Annotated in this window: 17 protein-coding genes; 14 read left to right on the plus strand and 3 right to left on the minus strand. The window is 64.6% G+C overall.

Annotated features, from left to right (window positions below):
- Position 1: 1 nt before the first annotated feature.
- Complete coding sequence (locus FHX60_RS22185) at positions 2-889, minus strand: LysR family transcriptional regulator (RefSeq protein ID WP_112776447.1); 888 nt, start codon at positions 887-889, stop codon at positions 2-4.
- Between the two features lie 188 nt (positions 890-1,077).
- Here FHX60_RS22185 and FHX60_RS22190 point away from each other — a divergent pair, with 188 nt between their 5' ends.
- Positions 1,078-2,082: a Bug family tripartite tricarboxylate transporter substrate binding protein gene (locus tag FHX60_RS22190; RefSeq protein WP_183284642.1), complete on the plus strand. Its 1,005-nt coding sequence runs from the start codon at positions 1,078-1,080 to the stop codon at positions 2,080-2,082.
- 19 nt (positions 2,083-2,101) lie between these two features.
- On the plus strand, positions 2,102-3,487 hold the full coding sequence (locus FHX60_RS22195) for an MmgE/PrpD family protein (RefSeq protein ID WP_183284643.1): 1,386 nt from the start codon (positions 2,102-2,104) through the stop codon (positions 3,485-3,487).
- Positions 3,488-3,493: 6 nt separating this feature from the next.
- On the opposite strand, the gene FHX60_RS22200 is transcribed toward FHX60_RS22195, so the two are convergent.
- Positions 3,494-4,378 carry a LysR substrate-binding domain-containing protein gene (locus FHX60_RS22200; protein WP_183284644.1) on the minus strand — a complete coding sequence of 295 codons (885 nt, stop codon included), beginning with the start codon at positions 4,376-4,378 and terminating at the stop codon, positions 3,494-3,496.
- A gap of 222 nt (positions 4,379-4,600) precedes the next feature.
- Between FHX60_RS22200 and FHX60_RS22205 the strand changes: the two genes are divergently transcribed.
- From FHX60_RS22205 to FHX60_RS22260, 12 genes are all read left to right on the plus strand, one after another.
- On the plus strand, positions 4,601-5,155 hold the full coding sequence (locus FHX60_RS22205; RefSeq protein WP_183284645.1) for a carboxymuconolactone decarboxylase family protein: 555 nt from the start codon (positions 4,601-4,603) through the stop codon (positions 5,153-5,155).
- Between the two features lie 43 nt (positions 5,156-5,198).
- Positions 5,199-5,999 (plus strand): SDR family NAD(P)-dependent oxidoreductase, encoded by an 801-nt coding sequence (locus tag FHX60_RS22210; protein ID WP_183284646.1) that lies wholly within the window; start codon positions 5,199-5,201, stop codon positions 5,997-5,999.
- A gap of 45 nt (positions 6,000-6,044) precedes the next feature.
- The gene (locus FHX60_RS22215; protein WP_183284647.1) at positions 6,045-7,034 is read left to right on the plus strand and encodes a Bug family tripartite tricarboxylate transporter substrate binding protein; all 990 of its coding nucleotides are present in this window, start codon (positions 6,045-6,047) and stop codon (positions 7,032-7,034) included.
- A gap of 23 nt (positions 7,035-7,057) precedes the next feature.
- A complete protein-coding gene (locus FHX60_RS22220) occupies positions 7,058-7,873 on the plus strand; it encodes an amidohydrolase family protein (RefSeq protein WP_183284648.1) in 816 nt (271 codons plus the stop codon).
- A gap of 16 nt (positions 7,874-7,889) precedes the next feature.
- Positions 7,890-8,852, plus strand: coding sequence for an SMP-30/gluconolactonase/LRE family protein (locus FHX60_RS22225; protein ID WP_183284649.1), 963 nt, complete (start codon positions 7,890-7,892; stop codon positions 8,850-8,852).
- Positions 8,853-8,925: 73 nt separating this feature from the next.
- Positions 8,926-9,885: a Bug family tripartite tricarboxylate transporter substrate binding protein gene (locus FHX60_RS22230; RefSeq protein WP_260164425.1), complete on the plus strand. Its 960-nt coding sequence runs from the start codon at positions 8,926-8,928 to the stop codon at positions 9,883-9,885.
- A 283-nt stretch (positions 9,886-10,168) separates the two neighbouring features.
- Positions 10,169-11,164, plus strand: a complete 996-nt coding sequence (locus FHX60_RS22235; RefSeq protein WP_112776455.1) for a tripartite tricarboxylate transporter substrate binding protein — start codon at positions 10,169-10,171, stop codon at positions 11,162-11,164.
- Between the two features lie 50 nt (positions 11,165-11,214).
- The gene (locus tag FHX60_RS22240) at positions 11,215-12,009 is read left to right on the plus strand and encodes an enoyl-CoA hydratase/isomerase family protein (protein WP_183284650.1); all 795 of its coding nucleotides are present in this window, start codon (positions 11,215-11,217) and stop codon (positions 12,007-12,009) included.
- 4 nt (positions 12,010-12,013) lie between these two features.
- Positions 12,014-14,116 carry an acetate--CoA ligase family protein gene (locus FHX60_RS22245; RefSeq protein WP_183284651.1) on the plus strand — a complete coding sequence of 701 codons (2,103 nt, stop codon included), beginning with the start codon at positions 12,014-12,016 and terminating at the stop codon, positions 14,114-14,116.
- 39 nt (positions 14,117-14,155) lie between these two features.
- Positions 14,156-14,971: an alpha/beta fold hydrolase gene (locus FHX60_RS22250; protein ID WP_311730346.1), complete on the plus strand. Its 816-nt coding sequence runs from the start codon at positions 14,156-14,158 to the stop codon at positions 14,969-14,971.
- Between the two features lie 30 nt (positions 14,972-15,001).
- Positions 15,002-16,336: an MmgE/PrpD family protein gene (locus FHX60_RS22255; RefSeq protein ID WP_183284653.1), complete on the plus strand. Its 1,335-nt coding sequence runs from the start codon at positions 15,002-15,004 to the stop codon at positions 16,334-16,336.
- A 148-nt stretch (positions 16,337-16,484) separates the two neighbouring features.
- Complete coding sequence (locus tag FHX60_RS22260) at positions 16,485-17,309, plus strand: IclR family transcriptional regulator (RefSeq protein WP_112776459.1); 825 nt, start codon at positions 16,485-16,487, stop codon at positions 17,307-17,309.
- A gap of 126 nt (positions 17,310-17,435) precedes the next feature.
- On the opposite strand, the gene FHX60_RS22265 is transcribed toward FHX60_RS22260, so the two are convergent.
- On the minus strand, positions 17,436-18,215 hold the full coding sequence (locus FHX60_RS22265; RefSeq protein WP_112776460.1) for a DUF4397 domain-containing protein: 780 nt from the start codon (positions 18,213-18,215) through the stop codon (positions 17,436-17,438).
- Between the last annotated feature and the right edge of the window lie 211 nt (positions 18,216-18,426).

The following is an 18,426-nucleotide window of genomic DNA, read 5'->3' on the forward strand; positions in this document are numbered from 1 at the left end:
GCTATTCCGCGATCGGCTCGCTCATCACCTCATCCAGGACTCGCTGGACCAGGTCGCTGGGCGCCTGTTCTCGCCAGATTGCATAGAGCTGGATATGGCCGGCGGTCTGTCCGATCTCGCGGAACACCACACCCGGTAGTCCAGCCCGTGCGTAGGAGCGAGGCACCAGGGCCACGCCCAAGCCGAGCTTCACCATCTGGAAGGTGGTCAGCGGGTTCCGTGCCGTATGGGCAATGACGGGACTGAAACCCGCATGCAGGCATGAGGCAATCATGCCGTCAAACAGTGCAGGCGCATGGTCGCGCGAGAACGCGACTAACGGTATGCCTTCCAGATCCCTGAGCGTCAGATCAGTCTTCGTTGCCAGCGCATGGCCTTCCGGCACGACGACCGTGAAATGCTCGGTGAAAATGGGGGCCTTGCCCAGTCCACCTCGCGTGGGGACCGAATGCACGATGCCGATATCGAGCTTGCCCTGTAGTACGGCATGCGCCTGATCTGCCGAGCCCATGTCGGTCACGGCAATGTGCAAGCCGGGAAAGCGCTCCGCCATGCGCGTCAAGATGGTCGGCAGCACATGGAAGATTCCCGATGTCACCATCCCGATCTGCAGCGTGCCGATCTCTCCGGCCGCGGTGCGCTGCGCTTTCGTCACGGCCACGCGGACCTGTTCGAGCATGGCCCGGCAATCCGCCTGAAATGCGCGACCCGCATCGGTCAGGCGTACTTCCCGACGGTTCCGGACGAGCAGTTCGACACCCATCTCGTCCTCCAGCGCCTTGATCTGCTGAGAGAGCGGCGGCTGCGACATGTGCAGGCGCACGGCGGCCTTGCTGAAGTTCAGTTCATCCGCGACGGTGACGAAGTAAAGCAGTTGTCGGAGTTCCATGCCGTTGATATTTCATGCGTGACAGGCCACTAGGATAGCCGCAACGCGCTTGCACAGGTCCCGCGCCGCGTCATACGCGAGCCCTATAACTCATGGTGCGAAACAGTATTGGACGGCATCCATGCCCGTCCCTACAGTGCCCTGCATAGCGCGGCGCGATGACCGCGTAGCCACCGAAGGAGACAGGCATGGAAAGGAAGGTTGGTATGCGGCGCCGCGCGGCGCTTGGCGCAGTTGGCGCAATTGGCGCGGTGGCGATGATGGCCGGGTGGAATCCGGCCGCTTTTGCTGCCGACGCGTATCCCAATCGCCCGATCAAGATGATCATTCCCTACACCCCGGGAGGGTCGATCGACACGGTGGGTCGCCTGGTCGCGGCGCAACTGCAACGGCAGATGGGGCAGGCGATTGTGATCGAAAATCGGCCCGGCGCATCGGGAATGATCGGATCTGAAGCCGTGGCAAAGGCAGCGGCCGATGGCTATACGCTACTCTTCAATGCCTCCAGCCAGGTCTACTTGCCGCTGGTTGCGAAGAACGCACCGTACGACGCGATCAAGGACTTCACGCCGATTGCGCAAGTGGGCCACGTGCCGCTGATCGTCGTAGCCAACACCAACCTTCCTGCTGGTTCTCTGCGCGACCTGGTCAAGCTGGCGAAGGCCAAGCCGCGGACCTACACCTGGGCCACCTCGGGCCTCGGCACCACGAGCCATCTCGCGGAAGAGATGATTCGCCATGCATTCAAGCTGGACATGGATATCGTGTCCTACAAGGGTGCCGTGCCGCAGTTGAACGACGTGATGGGCGGGCACGTATCGGCGGCGGTGTCGCCGATGCCGGGCGCCTATCCGTTCGTCAAGGCCGGACGCCTGAAGGTTCTGGCGGTCACCAGCAGCAAGCGAATCCCGCAGCTCCCCGGCGTGCCGACGGTCGCCGAAAGCGGCCTGCCAGGGTTCGAACTGCTCTCCTGGTACGGGCTCTGGGGTCCCGCCAACCTGCCGGCTGAGATCACCCGCAAGCTGTCGCAGGAGGTCAACAAGGCCGTGCGGGAAACCAGCATGAAAGCGCGGTTCGACGACCTGGCGTTCGAAACGGCGCAGTCCACGCCGGAGCAATTCAAGGTGGTGATCAAGGACGAGATCGACAAGGTTGCCGGCATCGTCAAGTCAGCCAATATCCGGATCGACTGAGCAGGCGTCGAGGGCAATCATGCATCAGCAAACGAAATCGATGGCCATCACGCACGATATCGCCGGATGGGTCGCAGGGATACGCAATACCGATCTGCCAGACGCGGTGCGCCAGGCGGTTGGAGAACTCTCGCTGGATACGTTCGGCGCCGGGCTGACCGGGCATGACGAGCCCTGGTCGCAGGCAATCAGCGGTTGGGCGAGCGAGGGCTACGCCGCTCCGCGCGGCGTCGGGGCCCGGGCATGGGGCAGGCGGGGGAGGCGATACCGCGCCGCAGACGCGGCACTGGTGAACGGCGCCGCGGCACACGCCTACGAACTGGACGACTTCCATAACGCCAAGGTCCATCTGGGTGCGGTGGTATTGCCTGCGGTATTCGCGCTGGCGGAGACGCTGGACGCGCCGCCCGGGCGGGTAGAGACCGCCATCGCAGTCGGCTACGAAACGATGATCCGCTGCTCGCTGGCGCTGCAGCCGGCGCGGGCGCGGATGAAGGGGTGGCATATGACGGCCGTGTGCGCGCCGCTCGGCGCGGCAGCGGCCTCGGCAGTGATGCTCGGCCTCGATGCCGAGCGTACCGGCTGGGCCCTGGGCCTCGCCGGCACCCAGTCCGGCGGCCTCTTTGCTTTCGCCTGTGATGGCACCGATTCCAAGCGCTTTCATCCGGGACGCGGTGCGCAGGCAGGTGTCATGGCTGCGGAACTCGCAGCGCGGGGCCTTTCCGGCCCGACCCGACTATTCGAAACCGCGGACGGCGGCTGGCTCAAGGCCTTCTCCGAGTCTCCCCGGCCGGAGGAGTTGCTGAACGGGTTGGGTAGCGAGTGGCATATGCCCAGGACCAACTTCAAGCCCTATGCCTGCTGCGGCAGTGCGCACGCCCATGTCGATTGCGCGCTGCGGCTGCGCGGCGACTGGGCGGGTACTGGACCCATCCGCGTCGGCATGCCCACCGTGGTCGATGTGCAATGCGGCTATCGCTACGTGCCGGGCAGCGTGCTCAACGCGCAGATGAGCGCCCGCTACGCGCTGGCGGTGGCCCTGCTGGACGGGGAGGTGCTGCCCGCGCAGTTCGCTGCAGGCCGCTTGTCGGATCCTGAGGTCGTCGCACTCGCCAACGCGATCGAGATCGTCCGCGATCCGGCGCTCGACGCCCTCTACCCGGCCAGCTTCTGTGGCTGGGTGGAACTGCAGTCGAGGAGCGGTGTGCCACGTCGCGAGGACCAGACCAATCCTTCGGGTTCGGCCGAGAACCCGCTCCGCACGCACGCGATCCAGCAAAAGTTCCGTGCGCTGACTGCGGATGTGCTGGTCGCCGATCGGGCGCAAGCGCTGATCCACGCATTTGGCAACCTGGCGACAACACCCGTATGCCGGATCCTGGACACCGCCGAACCCGTCGCCTGACCTGGCTTACCTCTGTGGCACGCCGAGCGAGCGCAGCGCACGCTGAAGCACCGGCGACTTGTTGCCGGGGTGCCAGATCGCGGAGTATTCAGCAATGGCGGGCTCCCCGTTGATGTCGCGCAGGGCCACTCCGGGCAGTGATGCCTTGGCCAGCGTAGCCGGTACCAAAGCGATGCCGCGGCCCAGGCCCACCAGGCTGACCACTGACAGCAAGTGCTTGGCGTAGTGGCGGAGATGCGGACTGAAACCTGCCTGGATGCAGGTGGACGTGACCAGGTCGAAGTAGGCCGGCGCGCTGTCGCGGGGAATCGTGACGAACGGCATCTCTGCCAGCCGCACCAGGTCGATGCGCTTGCGCTTGGCATAGGGATGCGAAGCGGGCAAGGCAACCACCAGTCGCTCCTTGTGGATGACATGTGATTGCAATTCGCCTGGTGGCGTGCCGATCTGCGCGAGTCCCAGATCGATGCGGTCTCGCTGCAGCGCATCGACTTGTTCAGCGGTGCTGGTCTCTTCCCAGGTGAGGTCGATTTCACCTATGTCCTGCTCGAACTTCTGGACGATGCGCTCGACGTTCATGTACAGCACTGCCGCGACGAAGCCGATGCGCAGGTGACCGATCTCGCCGTGCTCCGCCTTGCGCACGGCGTCCACCGTCGCGTCGAGCTGATTGAGCATGCGGCGCGCTTCCCGCACCAGCGCCGCGCCTGCGGGCGTCAGCCGTACGGTGCGCCGGTTGCGGTCGAACAGTCGGACGCCAAGATCCTCCTCAAGCTGCTGAATGTGTTTGGTCAAGGGCGGCTGTGAGATGAGCAGGCGCTGTGCGGCGCGGCCGAAATGAAGCTCCTCGGACAGCACAAGGAAGAGGCGGAGGGTGCGGAGTTCGAGCATTGGCGGCCAGTGGCGGTCGTTCGGGCAGGTTGCGACTTATTCTAGAACGGAATCAGTCTCTTCCGAAATCTGTATTGGACGCTATCGCGGACGCCGACCAGAATACCCTTCATCAAACCAACAATGAAGCGGAGACAGCGCAGCCGATCTCGTCGGACGGCGCTCGAGCGGTGCCATGGCGCGCGCCCCGTTTCCGAACTCAAGACGGAGCGCAAGCGACAGATGGAACGTCTCAAGCCACTGAAACCCGAAGAACTGACACTCGAGCAGCAGGAAGTCCATGCTGCGATCGCTTCCGGTCCACGCGGGCAGGTTCGCGGTCCGCTTGCGATGTGGTTGCACCGTCCGGGACTGGCCAACCGTGCCCAGGCGCTGGGCCAGTACTGCCGTTATGACTCATCGTTGCCGCCCCGGCTGTCGGAGCTCGCCATTCTGGTGATGGCGCGCACCTGGATGTCGGAATTTGAATGGTGGGCGCACAAGCCCATCGCCCTGAAGGCCGGGGTAGCCGAAGAGGTGGTGGAGGCGATCCGGACGGGACAGGAGCCGGTGTCTGGCAACGAAGACGAGCAGGTGATCTACGAATTCCTGACGGTATTGCATGCCACCCGCAACGTGCCGGATGCGCTGTACCAGCGCGCAATGGTGGTGCTGGGCAAGGACCGCGTGGTGGATCTCGTCGGCCTGGCCGGCTACTACACGCTGATTTCCATGACCATCAATGTCTTTGGCGTTGTGCCGCCCGATGGCAGCGCGCCCGAGCTCGCGCAAGCCTGAACCCCACAAACCACCCATTATCCGCAGCAAGGAAGGATTCCGTATGTCTCGCCGTCTCGAAGGAAAGGTCGTCATTGTCACTGGCGCTGGATGCGTTGGCCCAGGCTGGGGCAATGGTCGTGCGGTTGCCGTGCGCTTTGCGCAGGAAGGCGCCAGGATTTTCGCGGTCGACAAGAGCGGCGACGCGATGCGTGAAACGCTGGAGCGGCTTGAGGCCACCGGCGCCGAGCATGCCTCCCATCTGTGCGACGTGACGGACTCGGCTGCGGTCAAGGCCATGGTCGACGCCTGCGTGGCGCGCTTCGGGCGGGTGGATGTATTGGTCAACAACGTGGGTGGATCGGCCAAGGGCGGTCCGGTCCAACTCAGTGAAGAGGACTGGGATCGCCAGCTCAACTTCAACCTGAAGAGCGTTTTCCTCGCCTGCAAGCATGTTCTCCCCTATATGGAGCAGCAAGGCGGAGGGGCCATTGTCAACACGGCATCGACCTCCGGCATCCGCTGGACTGGCTCGGCGCAGGTCGGCTACGCGTCGGCCAAGGCGGGGATCATCCAGCTCTCGCGCGTGGTTGCCGTTGAGTATGCCAGGAAGAACATCCGCGTCAACACGGTCATTCCCGGCCAGATGCACACACCAATGGTGGAAGTGCGCCTCGCCGGCCAACGTTCAGGCGGCGACGTGGACGCGCTGCTGGCGCAGCGCCAGGCCCGCATTCCTCTTGGCTTCATGGGCGACGGCCGCGATACCGCCAACGCGGCGCTGTTTCTCGCGTCCGACGAAGCACGCTTCGTAACGGGCGCGGAGATCGTGGTGGATGGCGGCATGAGCGTGCGCTGCGATTGATTGACATCGCCACACGCACTAGCAGGTAGAGATCCGGAGTTTCAAATGAAGTCTTTCCATAGCAGCCGCCGCCAGGCCCTGGCCATGATCGCCGGCGCGATGCTCGGCATGCTTGCGCCTGGCGCGCATGCCGGGGCATTCCCGGACAAGCCAATCCGGCTGGTTGTCGCCTTCTCCGCCGGCGGTCCGACCGACATCATTGCCCGCGTGATCGCAAGGGACATGGGCACGCGGCTGGGGCAGCAGATCATCGTTGACAACCGGCCTGGCGCAGGCGGCAATATTGCTGCCGAGTTCGTGGCAAAAGCCCCGGCGGACGGCTACACACTGTTGTACAACAGCTCGTCGATCGCGATTTCGCCGGCCTTGTTCAATAACACCAGGCTCAATCCCGATCAGATCTTCGCGCCTGTTGCGTTTGCGGCAAATGTGCCACTGGTTCTGATCGTCAACGCCGATTCGCCGGTGAAGACGCCGGCAGACTTCATCAAGTTGCTGAAGGCAAAGCCGGGCCAGCTCAATTTCGGCTCCTCCGGCAATGGGACGATCGATCACCTGACAAGCGTGGTGTTCGCAGAAAAGACCAGCACCAGGTTCAATCATGTGCCCTACAAGGGCAATGCTGCCGCGTTGCCTGACCTGTTGGCGGGGCGCATCGACTTTATGATGTCGGGCAGCCTGAACGCAATGCTGCCTTTCATCAAGGAAGGAAAGCTGCGTGCGGTCGCAGCGACCACAGCCAAGCGTGTGTCGGTGCTCCCAGATGTTCCGACGCTGGCCGAGTCCGGGCTTCCCGGCTTCGACTCAGGCACTTGGCAAGGCATCGTGGCGCCGAAGGGAACGCCTGCACCGGTGGTCGAGCGGTTGAATCGCGACTTGAACGCTGCGCTGAAGTCGCCCGAGGTAATCAAGGCCCTGCACGCACAAGGGGCTGAGCCGACCGGTGGCACACCAGCTCAGTATCGTGACCTGATCCACGGCGAGTATGTGCGCTGGACCAAGGTGGTCAAAGACACCGGCGCGACCGCGAACTGATGGGCAACGGGTACGAGAGCGCCATGTCGCCCACAAAGGCTGTGTGGGACTGCCACACGCATATTTACGGACCCTACGGCCGGCACCCGTTGCGCCGTGGCGCCGTGTATGCACCCGAGCCGGCGCCATTCGACGCCTTGCGCGCGATGCACCGGTCGCTTGGCATCACGCATGGCGTGATCGTGCAGGCGGCCTGCTATGGCAGCGACCATGGCGCGTTGTTGGATGCGCTCGAGTCCGCCCAGGGGACTTATCGCGGCATAGCCGTGATCGAGCCCGACATCGACGAGGCACTGCTGGCAGGCATGGCGGCCAAAGGCGTAAGGGGGATACGTATTGGCCTGATGAGCCATCTTGGCAATGCCTTCGATGCGGGCAGGGTACGCGCGGCGATCGAGCGCATTCTGCCGTACGGTTGGCACGCACTGGTACATGGCACAGCCGGCGATGTCGTCCAGGCGGTGGAAGCCGTTGGCCATCTCGGCGCCATACTTGTCATCGACCATATGGCGCGGGTGGCCGTGAACGACCCTGGGGTGACGTTCCAGCTTGATCGTGTCTGTGCGCTGCTGCGCAATGAGTCAGTCTGGATCAAGGTATCCGGCGTAGATCGCATTACCGCCGGGAATCTGGACGCCGAACAAGCCCGGCCCGTCCTTGAACGCCTGCTTGCGGTGGCGCCAGATCGCGCGATCTGGGGCACGGACTGGCCGCACCCGAACCTGTCCTATCCGGTGCCGGACGACCGCGCGCTGATGGGATGGCTGCAGTCGGCCGCGGGGGATGACTCGGTGCTGCATGCCGTGCTGTCCGAGAACCCGTCGCGCCTTTACCTATAACCTTCCCGGCAAAACGATGAGAATCACGGAATCCACTCTTGCACCGGCCGACCCGGTGCGTTATCCGGATGCGCGCGTCCTGGCACTGAGTCCGCGCTTCGACAAATACCACTTGCCTCTGGCTGCGATCGACCGCATCGCCACCGGCAGCCGCTGGAGCGAAGGGCCGGTCTGGTTCGGCGACGGCCGCTACCTGCTGTGGAGCGATATCCCGAACAACCGGATACTGCGGTGGGACGAAGAAAGCGGGCACACCACGGTGTTCCGCAGTCCCTCCAATCATGCCAACGGCAATACCCGTGACCGGCAAGGGCGGCTGATTTCCTGCGAGCACGGTGGCCGGCGGGTCACGCGCACGGAGTACTACGGCGGCATCACGGTGTTGGCGGACAGCTTTGGCGGCAAGCCGTTGAACTCTCCCAACGACGTGGTCGTGAAGTCAGACGGCTCGATCTGGTTCACCGACCCGCCATTCGGCATCGCCGGCTATTACCAAGGCGAGAAGGCGCAGCCAGAACTGCCCGAGCGGATCTATCGCATCGATCCCGACACGGGTCGACTGGATGTGGTTGCCGACGACGTCAGCGGTCCCAATGGCCTGGCCTTCTCGCCCGACGAAGAAGTGCTCTATGTGATCGAGTCACGCACCCGCCCGCGGCGGATTCGCGCCTTCCAGGTTAGCAACGGTGGCAAGGCGCTGGGCGAAAGTCGCGTGCTGGCAGATGCCGGCCCAGGGACCCCGGATGGCTTTCGTGTCGATGTCGACGGCAACCTGTGGTGCGGCTGGGGCATGGGTACGCCCGAGCTGGATGGCGTGCGAGTCTTCGCGCCGGATGGCGAACCGATCGGGCATATCAGCTTACCCGAGCGATGCGCCAACCTGTGCTTCGGCGGGCGACACCGCAACCGGTTGTTCATGGCGTCGTGTACATCGATCTATGCGCTGTATGTCAATACGCAGGGCGCACCAGGCGGCTGAGGGCGGCTGAGGGCGGCTGAGGGCGAGTAAGGGCGGCTAAAGGCGGATATCCGCACGAGCGAGGAGTTGCAGTATGAGCAGGGCTTTCCTGAAGGGGTCGCTGGCAGCGCTGGTGGCGATGTCGTTCGGCCAGGCAGCCAGCGCCGGCGACGTGGCGCGGATGGTGGTGGCGTTCCCCGCCGGCGGGCCGGCCGATGCGCTGGCGCGTGCCATCTCCAGGCAGTTGGAGACGGAACTGAAACGCACCGTGATCATCGACAATCGGCCGGGTGCCAACGGCGCCATCGCGATCAGTGCCGTGACAAAAGGCCCGGCAGATGGCTCGGTGTTCTTCCTGACCAGCGCTGGAGCGATCGTTATCAACCCTGCGCTGTATAAGAACCTGTCCTACCGTCCGGAGCGTGACCTGGTGCCGGTATCCATGGTGGTCACGACGCCCCAGGTCCTGGTGGTGCCCCTCCAGTCCAGGGTGAACTCCGCCAAGGACCTCGTGGCCCAGAGCCGCGCGGGCGGTTCGGTGTCGCTGGCATCGTCAGGGATTGGCAGTATGCCGCACATGGCAATCGAATTGCTCAAGGCCTCGACCTCGGCTGAATTCTTGCATGTGGCGTACAAGGGCGCAGCGCCGGCCATCACCGACACGATTGGCGGGCAGGTCGACGCATTCTTTGGCGATGCGTCGGGCCTTGTGCCGTTCATCGAGGGCAAAAAACTGAAGCCTGTCGGGGTGACCACGGCCAGGCGGCTACCGTACCTGCCGGACGTGCCGACGCTGGACGAAAGCGGCATCAAGGGCGTGTATGCCGAAAACTGGTACGGTCTGATGGTCCCCGCTGGCACACCTCCCAGGATTGTGCAGGCGCTGAATGGCGCTGTCCGAAGAACACTCGAAAACAAGGACGTCAGGGCCAGTCTCGCGAAGATGGGATTGACGCCGGCACCGTCCACCGCGGCGGAGTTCTCCGATCGCATCCGCGCGGACGGGGGAAAGTGGTCCAGATTGATTGCGGAGCGGAACGTCAAGCCCGAGTAAGGTGTTGGCCGGATCTTGCTCCGGCGTCTGGTTAGAGGTCCTCAAGCTTCGGACTGGCGTTCTGGGACCGGTCTGGAGAGGGCGTGGGCCCGGCAGAGTTTGTGCGCTCTGCCGGGCTTTTTTTCGTTCCGGCGCTTTGCCGGTACATGCAAATTCCATACAGTGGAATTGCGGGGGTGAATGTCAACGTGACAAGGCCTAAGCTGTCTCCAACAAATAAGACGCACGCGGCGTAGTTTGGTGAGTAAGCCGGCAGCGTTCCAATCCTTCCAGGAGACACTCCATGCATTCGATCCGTACCGGATTCGTCCGCCAGCTTGCCAAGGCTGCCATCCCCTTCATGATGGTTGCCGCCGTGCCGCTCCCTGCCCTGGCAGCGTTCCCCGACAAGCCGATTCGCCTGGTGGTGCCGTTCGCCCCCGGTGGCGGCACCGACCTGGTGGCGCGGGCAATGGGCATCACCATGGGCGAGGATCTGGGCCAACCGGTCATCGTCGAGAACAAGCCCGGCGGCAGCACCATCATCGGGACCGACGCGGTGGCCAAAAGCGCGCCCGACGGCTATACGCTGGTCATGGCGACCATGGCCCACGCTGTGAATCCCAGCCTGCACAAGAAGCTGCCATTCGATACCGACAAGGCCTTTTCGCCCGTCATGCTGGTGGGGCGCTCACCCAATGTCCTGGTAGTGAAGCCGGACAGCCCGATCAAGACCGTGCAGGACCTGATCGTCGCTGCCAGGGCCAAGCCGGGCAAGCTGAACTACGCATCGCAGGGCGCGGGTACCTCCGCGCACCTGGCAGGCGAACTGTTCAAGAAGCTGGCGAAGGTCGAGATCAACCACATCCCGTACCGTGGCGCCGGCCCGGCCATTACGGATCTGCTCGGCGGACAGGTCGACGTGATGTTCGCCACGGCGGCTGCGGTGGCGCCGCACCTGGAGAGCGGCAAGCTGCGCGCGGTGGCGGTCACGACCGCGCAGCGTTCACAGGCGCCCGCGCTGAGCAAGGTGCCGACGATCGCAGAGAGCGGCGTGCCCAGCTACGTGGCCGACAGCTGGTATGGCCTGTTTGTGCCGGCGGGTACGCCGCCGGCGGTGATCACGCGCCTGAACGCGGCGGCGAAGAAAGCCGTGCATACCGAGGCATTCCGCAAGCGCGCCGAGCAAGAGGGCCTCGCCGTGAGTGGCGGCACGCCGGACGAATTTGGCCGCTACGTCAAGGCCGAGAGCCAGCGCTGGAGCAAGATCATCAAGGAAGCCAACATCACCGCCGACTGAGCGCGGCGCCAACGACAGAACACATCAGATACACCGGACCGGATCAATTCATGGACAACTATTCCCTGATCGAACTGAAGATCGAAGCGGGCATCGCGCTGCTCGCCTTCAACCGCCCCGACAAGCGCAATGCCATGAGTGATGACATGCGTACGGAATTCATCGATGCGCTGGAGCGCGTCGCGGCCGACAAGGCAATCCGCGCGCTGGTGCTCACCGGCAATGGCAAGGGCTTCTGCGCCGGCGGCGACGTGGCGGGGATGCAGCGCCGCATGGAAGCGCCGCAGGGTGAAGTTGGCTTTAACGGGTGGAGCCGCCAGCAGCGGGTGCACCACACCATCAAGTTGCTGCATACCATGCCCAAGCCCACGATTGCGGCGGTCAATGGCGCCGCGGCGGGCCTGGGAGCCGATACGGCGCTATGCTGCGATTTCGTCGTGGCCTCCGAATCGGCCTCGTTCTCGTGGTCGTATATCAACCGCGGGCTGATCCCGGATGGCGGCGGCATGTATTTCCTGCCGCGCCGCGTAGGCTTGTCGACTGCGAAGGAGCTGGTCTTCACCGGCCGAAAAGTCGAGGCGGAGGAAGCCAAGGCGTTGGGCATTGCAGACCGCCTGAGCAAGCCCGAAACGCTGATCGGCGATGCGCTGGCGTGGGCGGCAGAGCTGAGCCAGGGCTCGGCCACCGCCATCGCGCTGGGCAAGAGCATAATGAATCAGTCGTTCGAGCTTCCCGCCGACCAGGTATTTGCACAAGGCAGCCAGGCGCAGGGCATCTGCTACACCAGCACCGAGCATCGCGAGTCCGTGCTGGCTTTCCTCAATAAAGCCGCCGGCAAGGCCTGACACCATGAACGCCATCCAACGACTTGTCACGCCGCGCAGTGTCGCCGTGATCGGGGCTTCCGCCGATCCCGCCAAAACCGCCGGCCGTCCGGTGTCCTACTTGCGCAAGCACGGTTTCAGCGGGGCGATCTACCCGGTCAACCCCAAGGTCGAATCGATCGATGGCCTGCGCTGCTATCCCGACATCGCGTCGCTGCCGGAAGTGCCGGATGTCGGCATCGTGCTGCTGGGCGCGGAGCGCGCCCACCTGGCGGTGCGCGACCTGGCGGCTCGCGGTGCGGGAGCTGCCATCGTGCTGGCCAGCGGCTATACCGAGACCGGCGCGGAGGGCGCCCGGCGCCAGGCCGAGCTGATCGAGGCAGCCGGCAGCATGCGCCTGCTGGGCCCCAACACCATCGGGCTGGTCAACCTGACCGACAATATTCCGTTGTCGGCCAGCGGCGCGCTGGAGATGGACCAGTTCCCGGCCGGCAGCATTGGTGTGGTCTCGCAGAGCGGCGGTATCCTCGGCGCCCTCCTGTCACGCGCCGCGGCGCGGGGTATCGGCCTGAGCAAGCTGATCTCCACCAGCAATGAAGTCGACCTGGACCTGGCCGATTTTATCGACTACCTCGCCGACGACGAGGCCACTCGCGTGATCGCGCTCTATGTCGAGAGCGTGCGCAACCCTGACACGTTCCGCCGCGCCGCGCTGAAGGCGGCGCGCGCCGGCAAGCCGGTGGTGGCGTTCAAGATCGGCCGCTCCGAAAGCGGGGCACGCGCCGCGGTCTCCCACACAGGCGCACTGGCCGGCGCCGACCGCATGTACGACGCTCTGTTCGAGCAAGTCGGCGTGATCCGCGCGCAAACCTTCTCCGACTTGCTCGACATGCCTGCGGCACTGGCAACGGGCCGCAAGCTGCGCGGCAAGCGCATTGCCATCCTGACCTCGACCGGCGGCGCGGGTACGCTGGTCTCCGACAGCCTGGGCGTGGCCGGCTTCGAGACGCCGGCACCGGACGAAGAGACCGCGGCGAAGCTGCGGGCATTGCAGAAGGGTGACCATGCAGCGCTGGACCGCAACCCGATCGATGTGACCTTGGCTGGGCTGCAGCCCGACCTGCTGCGTGCCGCAATCCGGATCCTGCTCGAAAGCCCGAGCTATGACGCGGTATCGGTGATCGTGGGTTCGTCAAGCCTGGCAATGCCGGACCTGATGGCCAATGCGATCCGTGACTGCCTGCCCGACAGCGACAAGCCGGTGATCGCCTATGTCAGCCCGCATGCGCCGGAAGTCGCATCGCTGCTCAGTCGCCGCGGCGTGCCGGCATTCTCGGCGCCAGAGGCATGCACGGTAGCATTCGATGCGATGCTCCGCGCGAACGAAATCGGGGCGGACGAAGAAGCGGGGACTGCCTCGCTGCCGCTGCCGGATCTGCACGCCTTTGGCACCGGCCCGCTTGACGAAGCCGCGGCAAAGACGCTGTTCGCCGGCTTTGATGTGCCGGTTGCGAAAGAGATTGTGGTTACCAGCGGCGACCAGGCGCGGGCGGCCGCGCAGGGCTTCGGCGGCAATGTCGTGCTGAAGGTGCTATCGGCCGAGATCACGCACAAGAGCGATGTCGGCGGCGTGGCCGTCAATGTTTCGCCTGCCGAAGTGGCAGGACGGCTCGCGAAGATGGCTTCGGACGTACAGTCCGCCACGGGAATCGTGCCTCAGCGTTACCTGGTGCAGGAGATGGTCAAGGGCGGGGTGGAGGTGATTCTCGGCATGCATCGGGATGCGCTGGGTACCGCCATCCTCCTTGGCATGGGTGGGGTTGCCGCCGAACTGTTCAGTGATACCACGCTGCGGCTGCTGCCTACCGGCCACGGCCTGACGCGCCAGGCCGCACTGGAAATGATCCAGCGGCTGAAGACGGCTCCGCTGCTGCAGGGCTACCGCGGCCGGCCCAGGGCGGACGTGGATGCGCTGGCCGACGCCATTGTCGCCTTCTCGCGGATGGTGGCCACGCTGGGCGACAGGCTGATCGAGGCCGAGATCAATCCTGTGTTCGTACTACCGGAAGGGCAGGGCGTGGTGGCCGCAGACGGCGTGGCGGTACTGGCCGACGGCGGCAATCGCTAATGAGGCAACGGCATGCGCGGTGAGCGGGAGAGTGACCTGGTGACTTCTGTCGACGGCTGCGAGGTCGCCTGGCGAAGCTTTGGCACCGGACCGACTACCGTCATGCTCCACGGCGGTCACGGAAACTGGCAGCATTGGGCGCGCAATATCGAGCCGCTTTCCCGGACACGCCGGCTGCTGGTGCCCGACATGCCGGGTTTTGGCGAGGCCGGGCCGGCACCATGCTCGGATTTGCCTGGCTTCGTCGATGTCCTGGCCCGCTCGCTGGCGCAGTTGCCGCTGGATTGCGTTGACCTTGTGGGCTTCTCTTTTGGGGCGCTGGTGGCTGCACACCTGGCAACCCATGCGGGCCTGGTTCAGGTGAGCGTCGATCGTCTGGCGCTGATCGGGCCGGCTGGCCATGGCGGGCCACGGCGCATGACACAGGCGCTGGTCGACTGGCGCCGCTGTGACAGCCCGGCGGCGCTGGCCAATGCGATGCGTCACAACTTGGCGGCATTCATGATTGCAGATCCGGCCGGAATCGATAGCGAGGCCGTGGCTATCCATACCGAAGCTTGCCGTGCGACGCGCTTCCGCAGCAAGGCGATTTCGCGTGCCGGCGGGTTGCAGGACGCCCTTGCCCGTTTTGCCGGGCCAACACTGATGATCTGGGGCGAGAAGGACGTGACCATGTCACCTGAATCGCTCGTGGAAATCACCCGTAACGCTCGCGCAGGGGCGCCAGCAGGAGCGCAGCCAGTCAGCGTCCAACTAGTCCCGCACGCCGGGCATTGGGTGCAATACGAGGCCCACCAGCAAGTCAACACGATGCTGAACGCGTGGCTGCGGCAGCGCGCTCAGACAATGACATAAGCCGGCCAGGGCCGGCTGAGAGGAGCATCCATGTACGCAACAGAGGCTTTCGGGCCATTCTTCAGCACCGTCAAAGCTGGACCGCTACCCGCCGAGGTACTTCACCATGCGAAGCGCGCGCTGATCGACTGGCATGCAGCACTGTTCCCGGGCCTCGACACGGAGGCGATACAGCGACTCCGCGGCGCACTGGAAGAGGAGTTCGGCCGCGGCAACGCCACGCTGCCTGGCGGGCAACATGTCACGGCGCGCGTTGCGGCGTTGCTCAATGGCGCCGCCGCTCATGCTGCCGAAATCGACGACAGCTTTCGCGACGCAATGTATCACCCCGGTGCTCCCACCATTGCCGCCGCTATCGCTGCCGCGCAGGACGCAGGCGCCACCGGTGAGCTGCTGCTGAAGGGGATCGTGGTTGGCTATGAAGTGTCGACCCGCATCGGCGTGGTACTGGGCCGCGCGCATTATCGCTACTGGCATAGCACCGCCACCGTTGGCACCTTCGGCGCGGCGGCAGCGGCCGCGTTTATCTATGGCGCGACCGAGGAGCAGCTTGCGCACGCGCTGGCAACCGCGGCAACCTTCGCCGCCGGCCTGCAGCAGGCATTCCGCATGGACTCGATGTCCAAGCCCCTGCACGTGGGCCGCGCGGCAGAGGGAGGCGTGCTGGCTGCCCGTGCTGCCGTTGCCGGTGTCACGGGTTCGCTGGATGTGCTCGACGGCGAGACGGGACTTGGCCGTGCCATGTCTGACGGCCCGGAATGGGGCGAGTTGGCCGCGACCCTGGGCAAGGATTTCCATATCTGCCGACTGACCTTCAAGAACCATATCGGCTGCGGCCACACGTTTGCGGCCATTGACGGCGCGCTCGCCCTGAAAGCGAAGCTGGGCATCGATACCTCGCAGATCCGGCGCATTCACGTTGCTACCTATCGTCCTGCACTGGAGATCGCCTGTTACCTCGATCCCAGGACGGAGAACGAAGCCAAGTTCAGCCTCAAGTACATCGTTGCTACCGCACTGGTGCACGGCAGCGTGCGCCTGTCGGCCTACACGCCGGAGCGGCTGCGGGACGTCGAGACGCGCCGGCTAATGGATTGCATGACAATCGAGATCGATGCCGAGATCGATGGGTGGTTTCCCGGCAAGCGCGCAGCCAGGGTGGAGATCGAAACCCTGGACGGCGCCAGGGCCGACTATCTTCAGCCAAACCGGAAGGGCGATCCCGAGGATCCGTTGTCGGACGCGGATCTCGACGGCAAGCTGATGGAACTGGCGTCCCCGATTGTGGGCGTTGATGCCGCACGTCGGCTGGCAGCGCGGATTTGGCATGTTGAATCCGAAAGTACCCGCGAACTTTTTGGGTGAAGGGGCTCCGGCCTTGCTTCCCGGCTACACCGGAGAGGCCGGCCGATGGAAGCAGGTGGTGAAGGACAAGGAGATCCGCATCGAGTAGCATTCCCTGGAGCCACGCCAGCTACCGTCCGGACGGCCTGACGGGCCTTGGAAAGCTTTCATGTCAAACAGCACGCTCAGCATTGAACGGATAAAACCAGGTCAGGGCAAGGCAACGCCGAATCGCTCGCTCGAACGTGGCATTGCCGTGCTGCGCGCCTTCCGTGCCGGTTCCTCGATGCTGGGCAACAGTGAGATTGCGGAGCGCACCGGTTTGTCCCGGTCGACCGTCAGCCGGCTGACGCAGTCGTTGATCGAGACAGGTATGCTCGAATACATCCCGCAGTTTCGGGCATATCGTCTCGCAGTGCCGGTGCTCAGCATGGCACACGCCATGCGAGACAGCTCGCAGGTCCTCAAAGTCGCGGCGCCAATGATGGTCGAGGTCGCGATGCGACACAAGATTAACGTCGGCCTGGCGGCGCCCGACGGGGATGAGATGGTCTATCTCGAGTCGTTTCGCTACAACCGGCGGCAGTCGTTACGAACGGTGGTGAGCGGGCAGCGTATCCCGATGGCATTGACTTCGCTGGGCCGTGCCTACCTTGCGACGCTTGCACCCGAGGCGTTCAGCGCGACGCTGTTGGCTCTCGCCGAAAAACACCAGGGGCGCGGCTGGCGGAGCTTGCGTCGGGAAATCGAGTCCGCAGTCCTTTCGGTGCGAGAAAAGGGCTACTGCGTTGCTTCATGGCAGCCTCAGGTCATGGCGATGGCGACGCCATTACAGATCGGCGGCTATGGAGTCCATGCCTTGAACGTGAGTGTATCGACCCAGGAAGATGCCGAGGCTGTCGAGGCTGCTTTGGCTGAGCCACTGATGGACCTTGCGGCGGCGATACAGGCGCGGATGCGACGGCTGGAAAGTGAGATATCCGGGGGCTCTTGAGGATCCACCTGCGGAATGGATGGCGTTCTGTGGTCACGTGCCGGCGATGAACCAAAAAAAGAGGCCGGTCCTTCCGGACCGGCCTCCCGCACGCTGCCCGCCTGCCACGGGCAACCGCGGCAGCGGTTATTGCGTCACCAGTTCCAGACCGGCTTGCGACTCGTCGTCGCCACGCGCCACCAGTACCTTGATCTTGTTCGGCGTCAGGCCGGCGATGCCATCCGACGGGATCGTGGTGATCAGCCAGTCGGCGTTATTCGCCAGCGTCAGCGCGCCCGAGTCGAAGATCACGGTCTTGGTGCCGGCAGTGGTGATGCGCAGGCGATAGGTGGTGTTGCCGTCCAGGTCGATCGAGTCCTGGCCCGAGGCCGGCGAGGCCTGCTTGTAGCCCACCGCGGCAAAGGTCGGGCCGACCGAGTTCAGGTCGATGGCGGGCATGGTCACGTAGATGTCGACGTTCTGCGCATTGAACGATGCGTTCAGCGCGCGCACGCGCGCCTTGTTCGACAGCAGGCCCTTGCCGAACGGATCATCGATCGTCACCGTTTCCGCGGTTGCCGCCCCCGGCAGCGCCACCACGGTGTACTTGTGGCCGGTGGCCGCCACCAGGCTGGAGCGGGCCAGTTCGGTCTGCGTGCCGGCGGCGTTGAACGAGATCAGCTGGTTGCCGGTTTCAACGTTGAAGTAGGTCGAGACAAACTTGTAGGGCTTGTTGACCATGCTGGTGAGCGTGCCGTTCTGCAGCACGTCGACGTTGGGGCCACCGGTGACGGCGTGGATCACGCGCACGCTCGGCTTGCTCAGGCCGATGCGGTCGTCGATGCCGTCATCGCCGCCGCCGCACGCTGTCAGCACTGCGGTCGCGGCCAGCGCGAGGCCGAGGAAAAGGGTCTTGGATCGAAGCATGGGTCACCTCTTGCTGTTAGAGTCAGAGACGAGCTGGCCCATGCCGGCGCGGGTCGCGGCGGCCCCGTGGCCAGTTGCTATCTGGTATGCAGGCGCGGGATCACGCTTGCCGTGATGCAACGATAGGTTTGAAGCGATAGGCCAGACAGGCGCGACGCTCCGAATTCAGTGTCGGACGATTCCGACAGGAGGTGATGCCGGCGCGCGGGGG

The sequence above is a fragment of the Cupriavidus alkaliphilus genome, assembly GCF_014191175.1.
GTDB classification, from domain to species: domain Bacteria; phylum Pseudomonadota; class Gammaproteobacteria; order Burkholderiales; family Burkholderiaceae; genus Cupriavidus; species Cupriavidus alkaliphilus.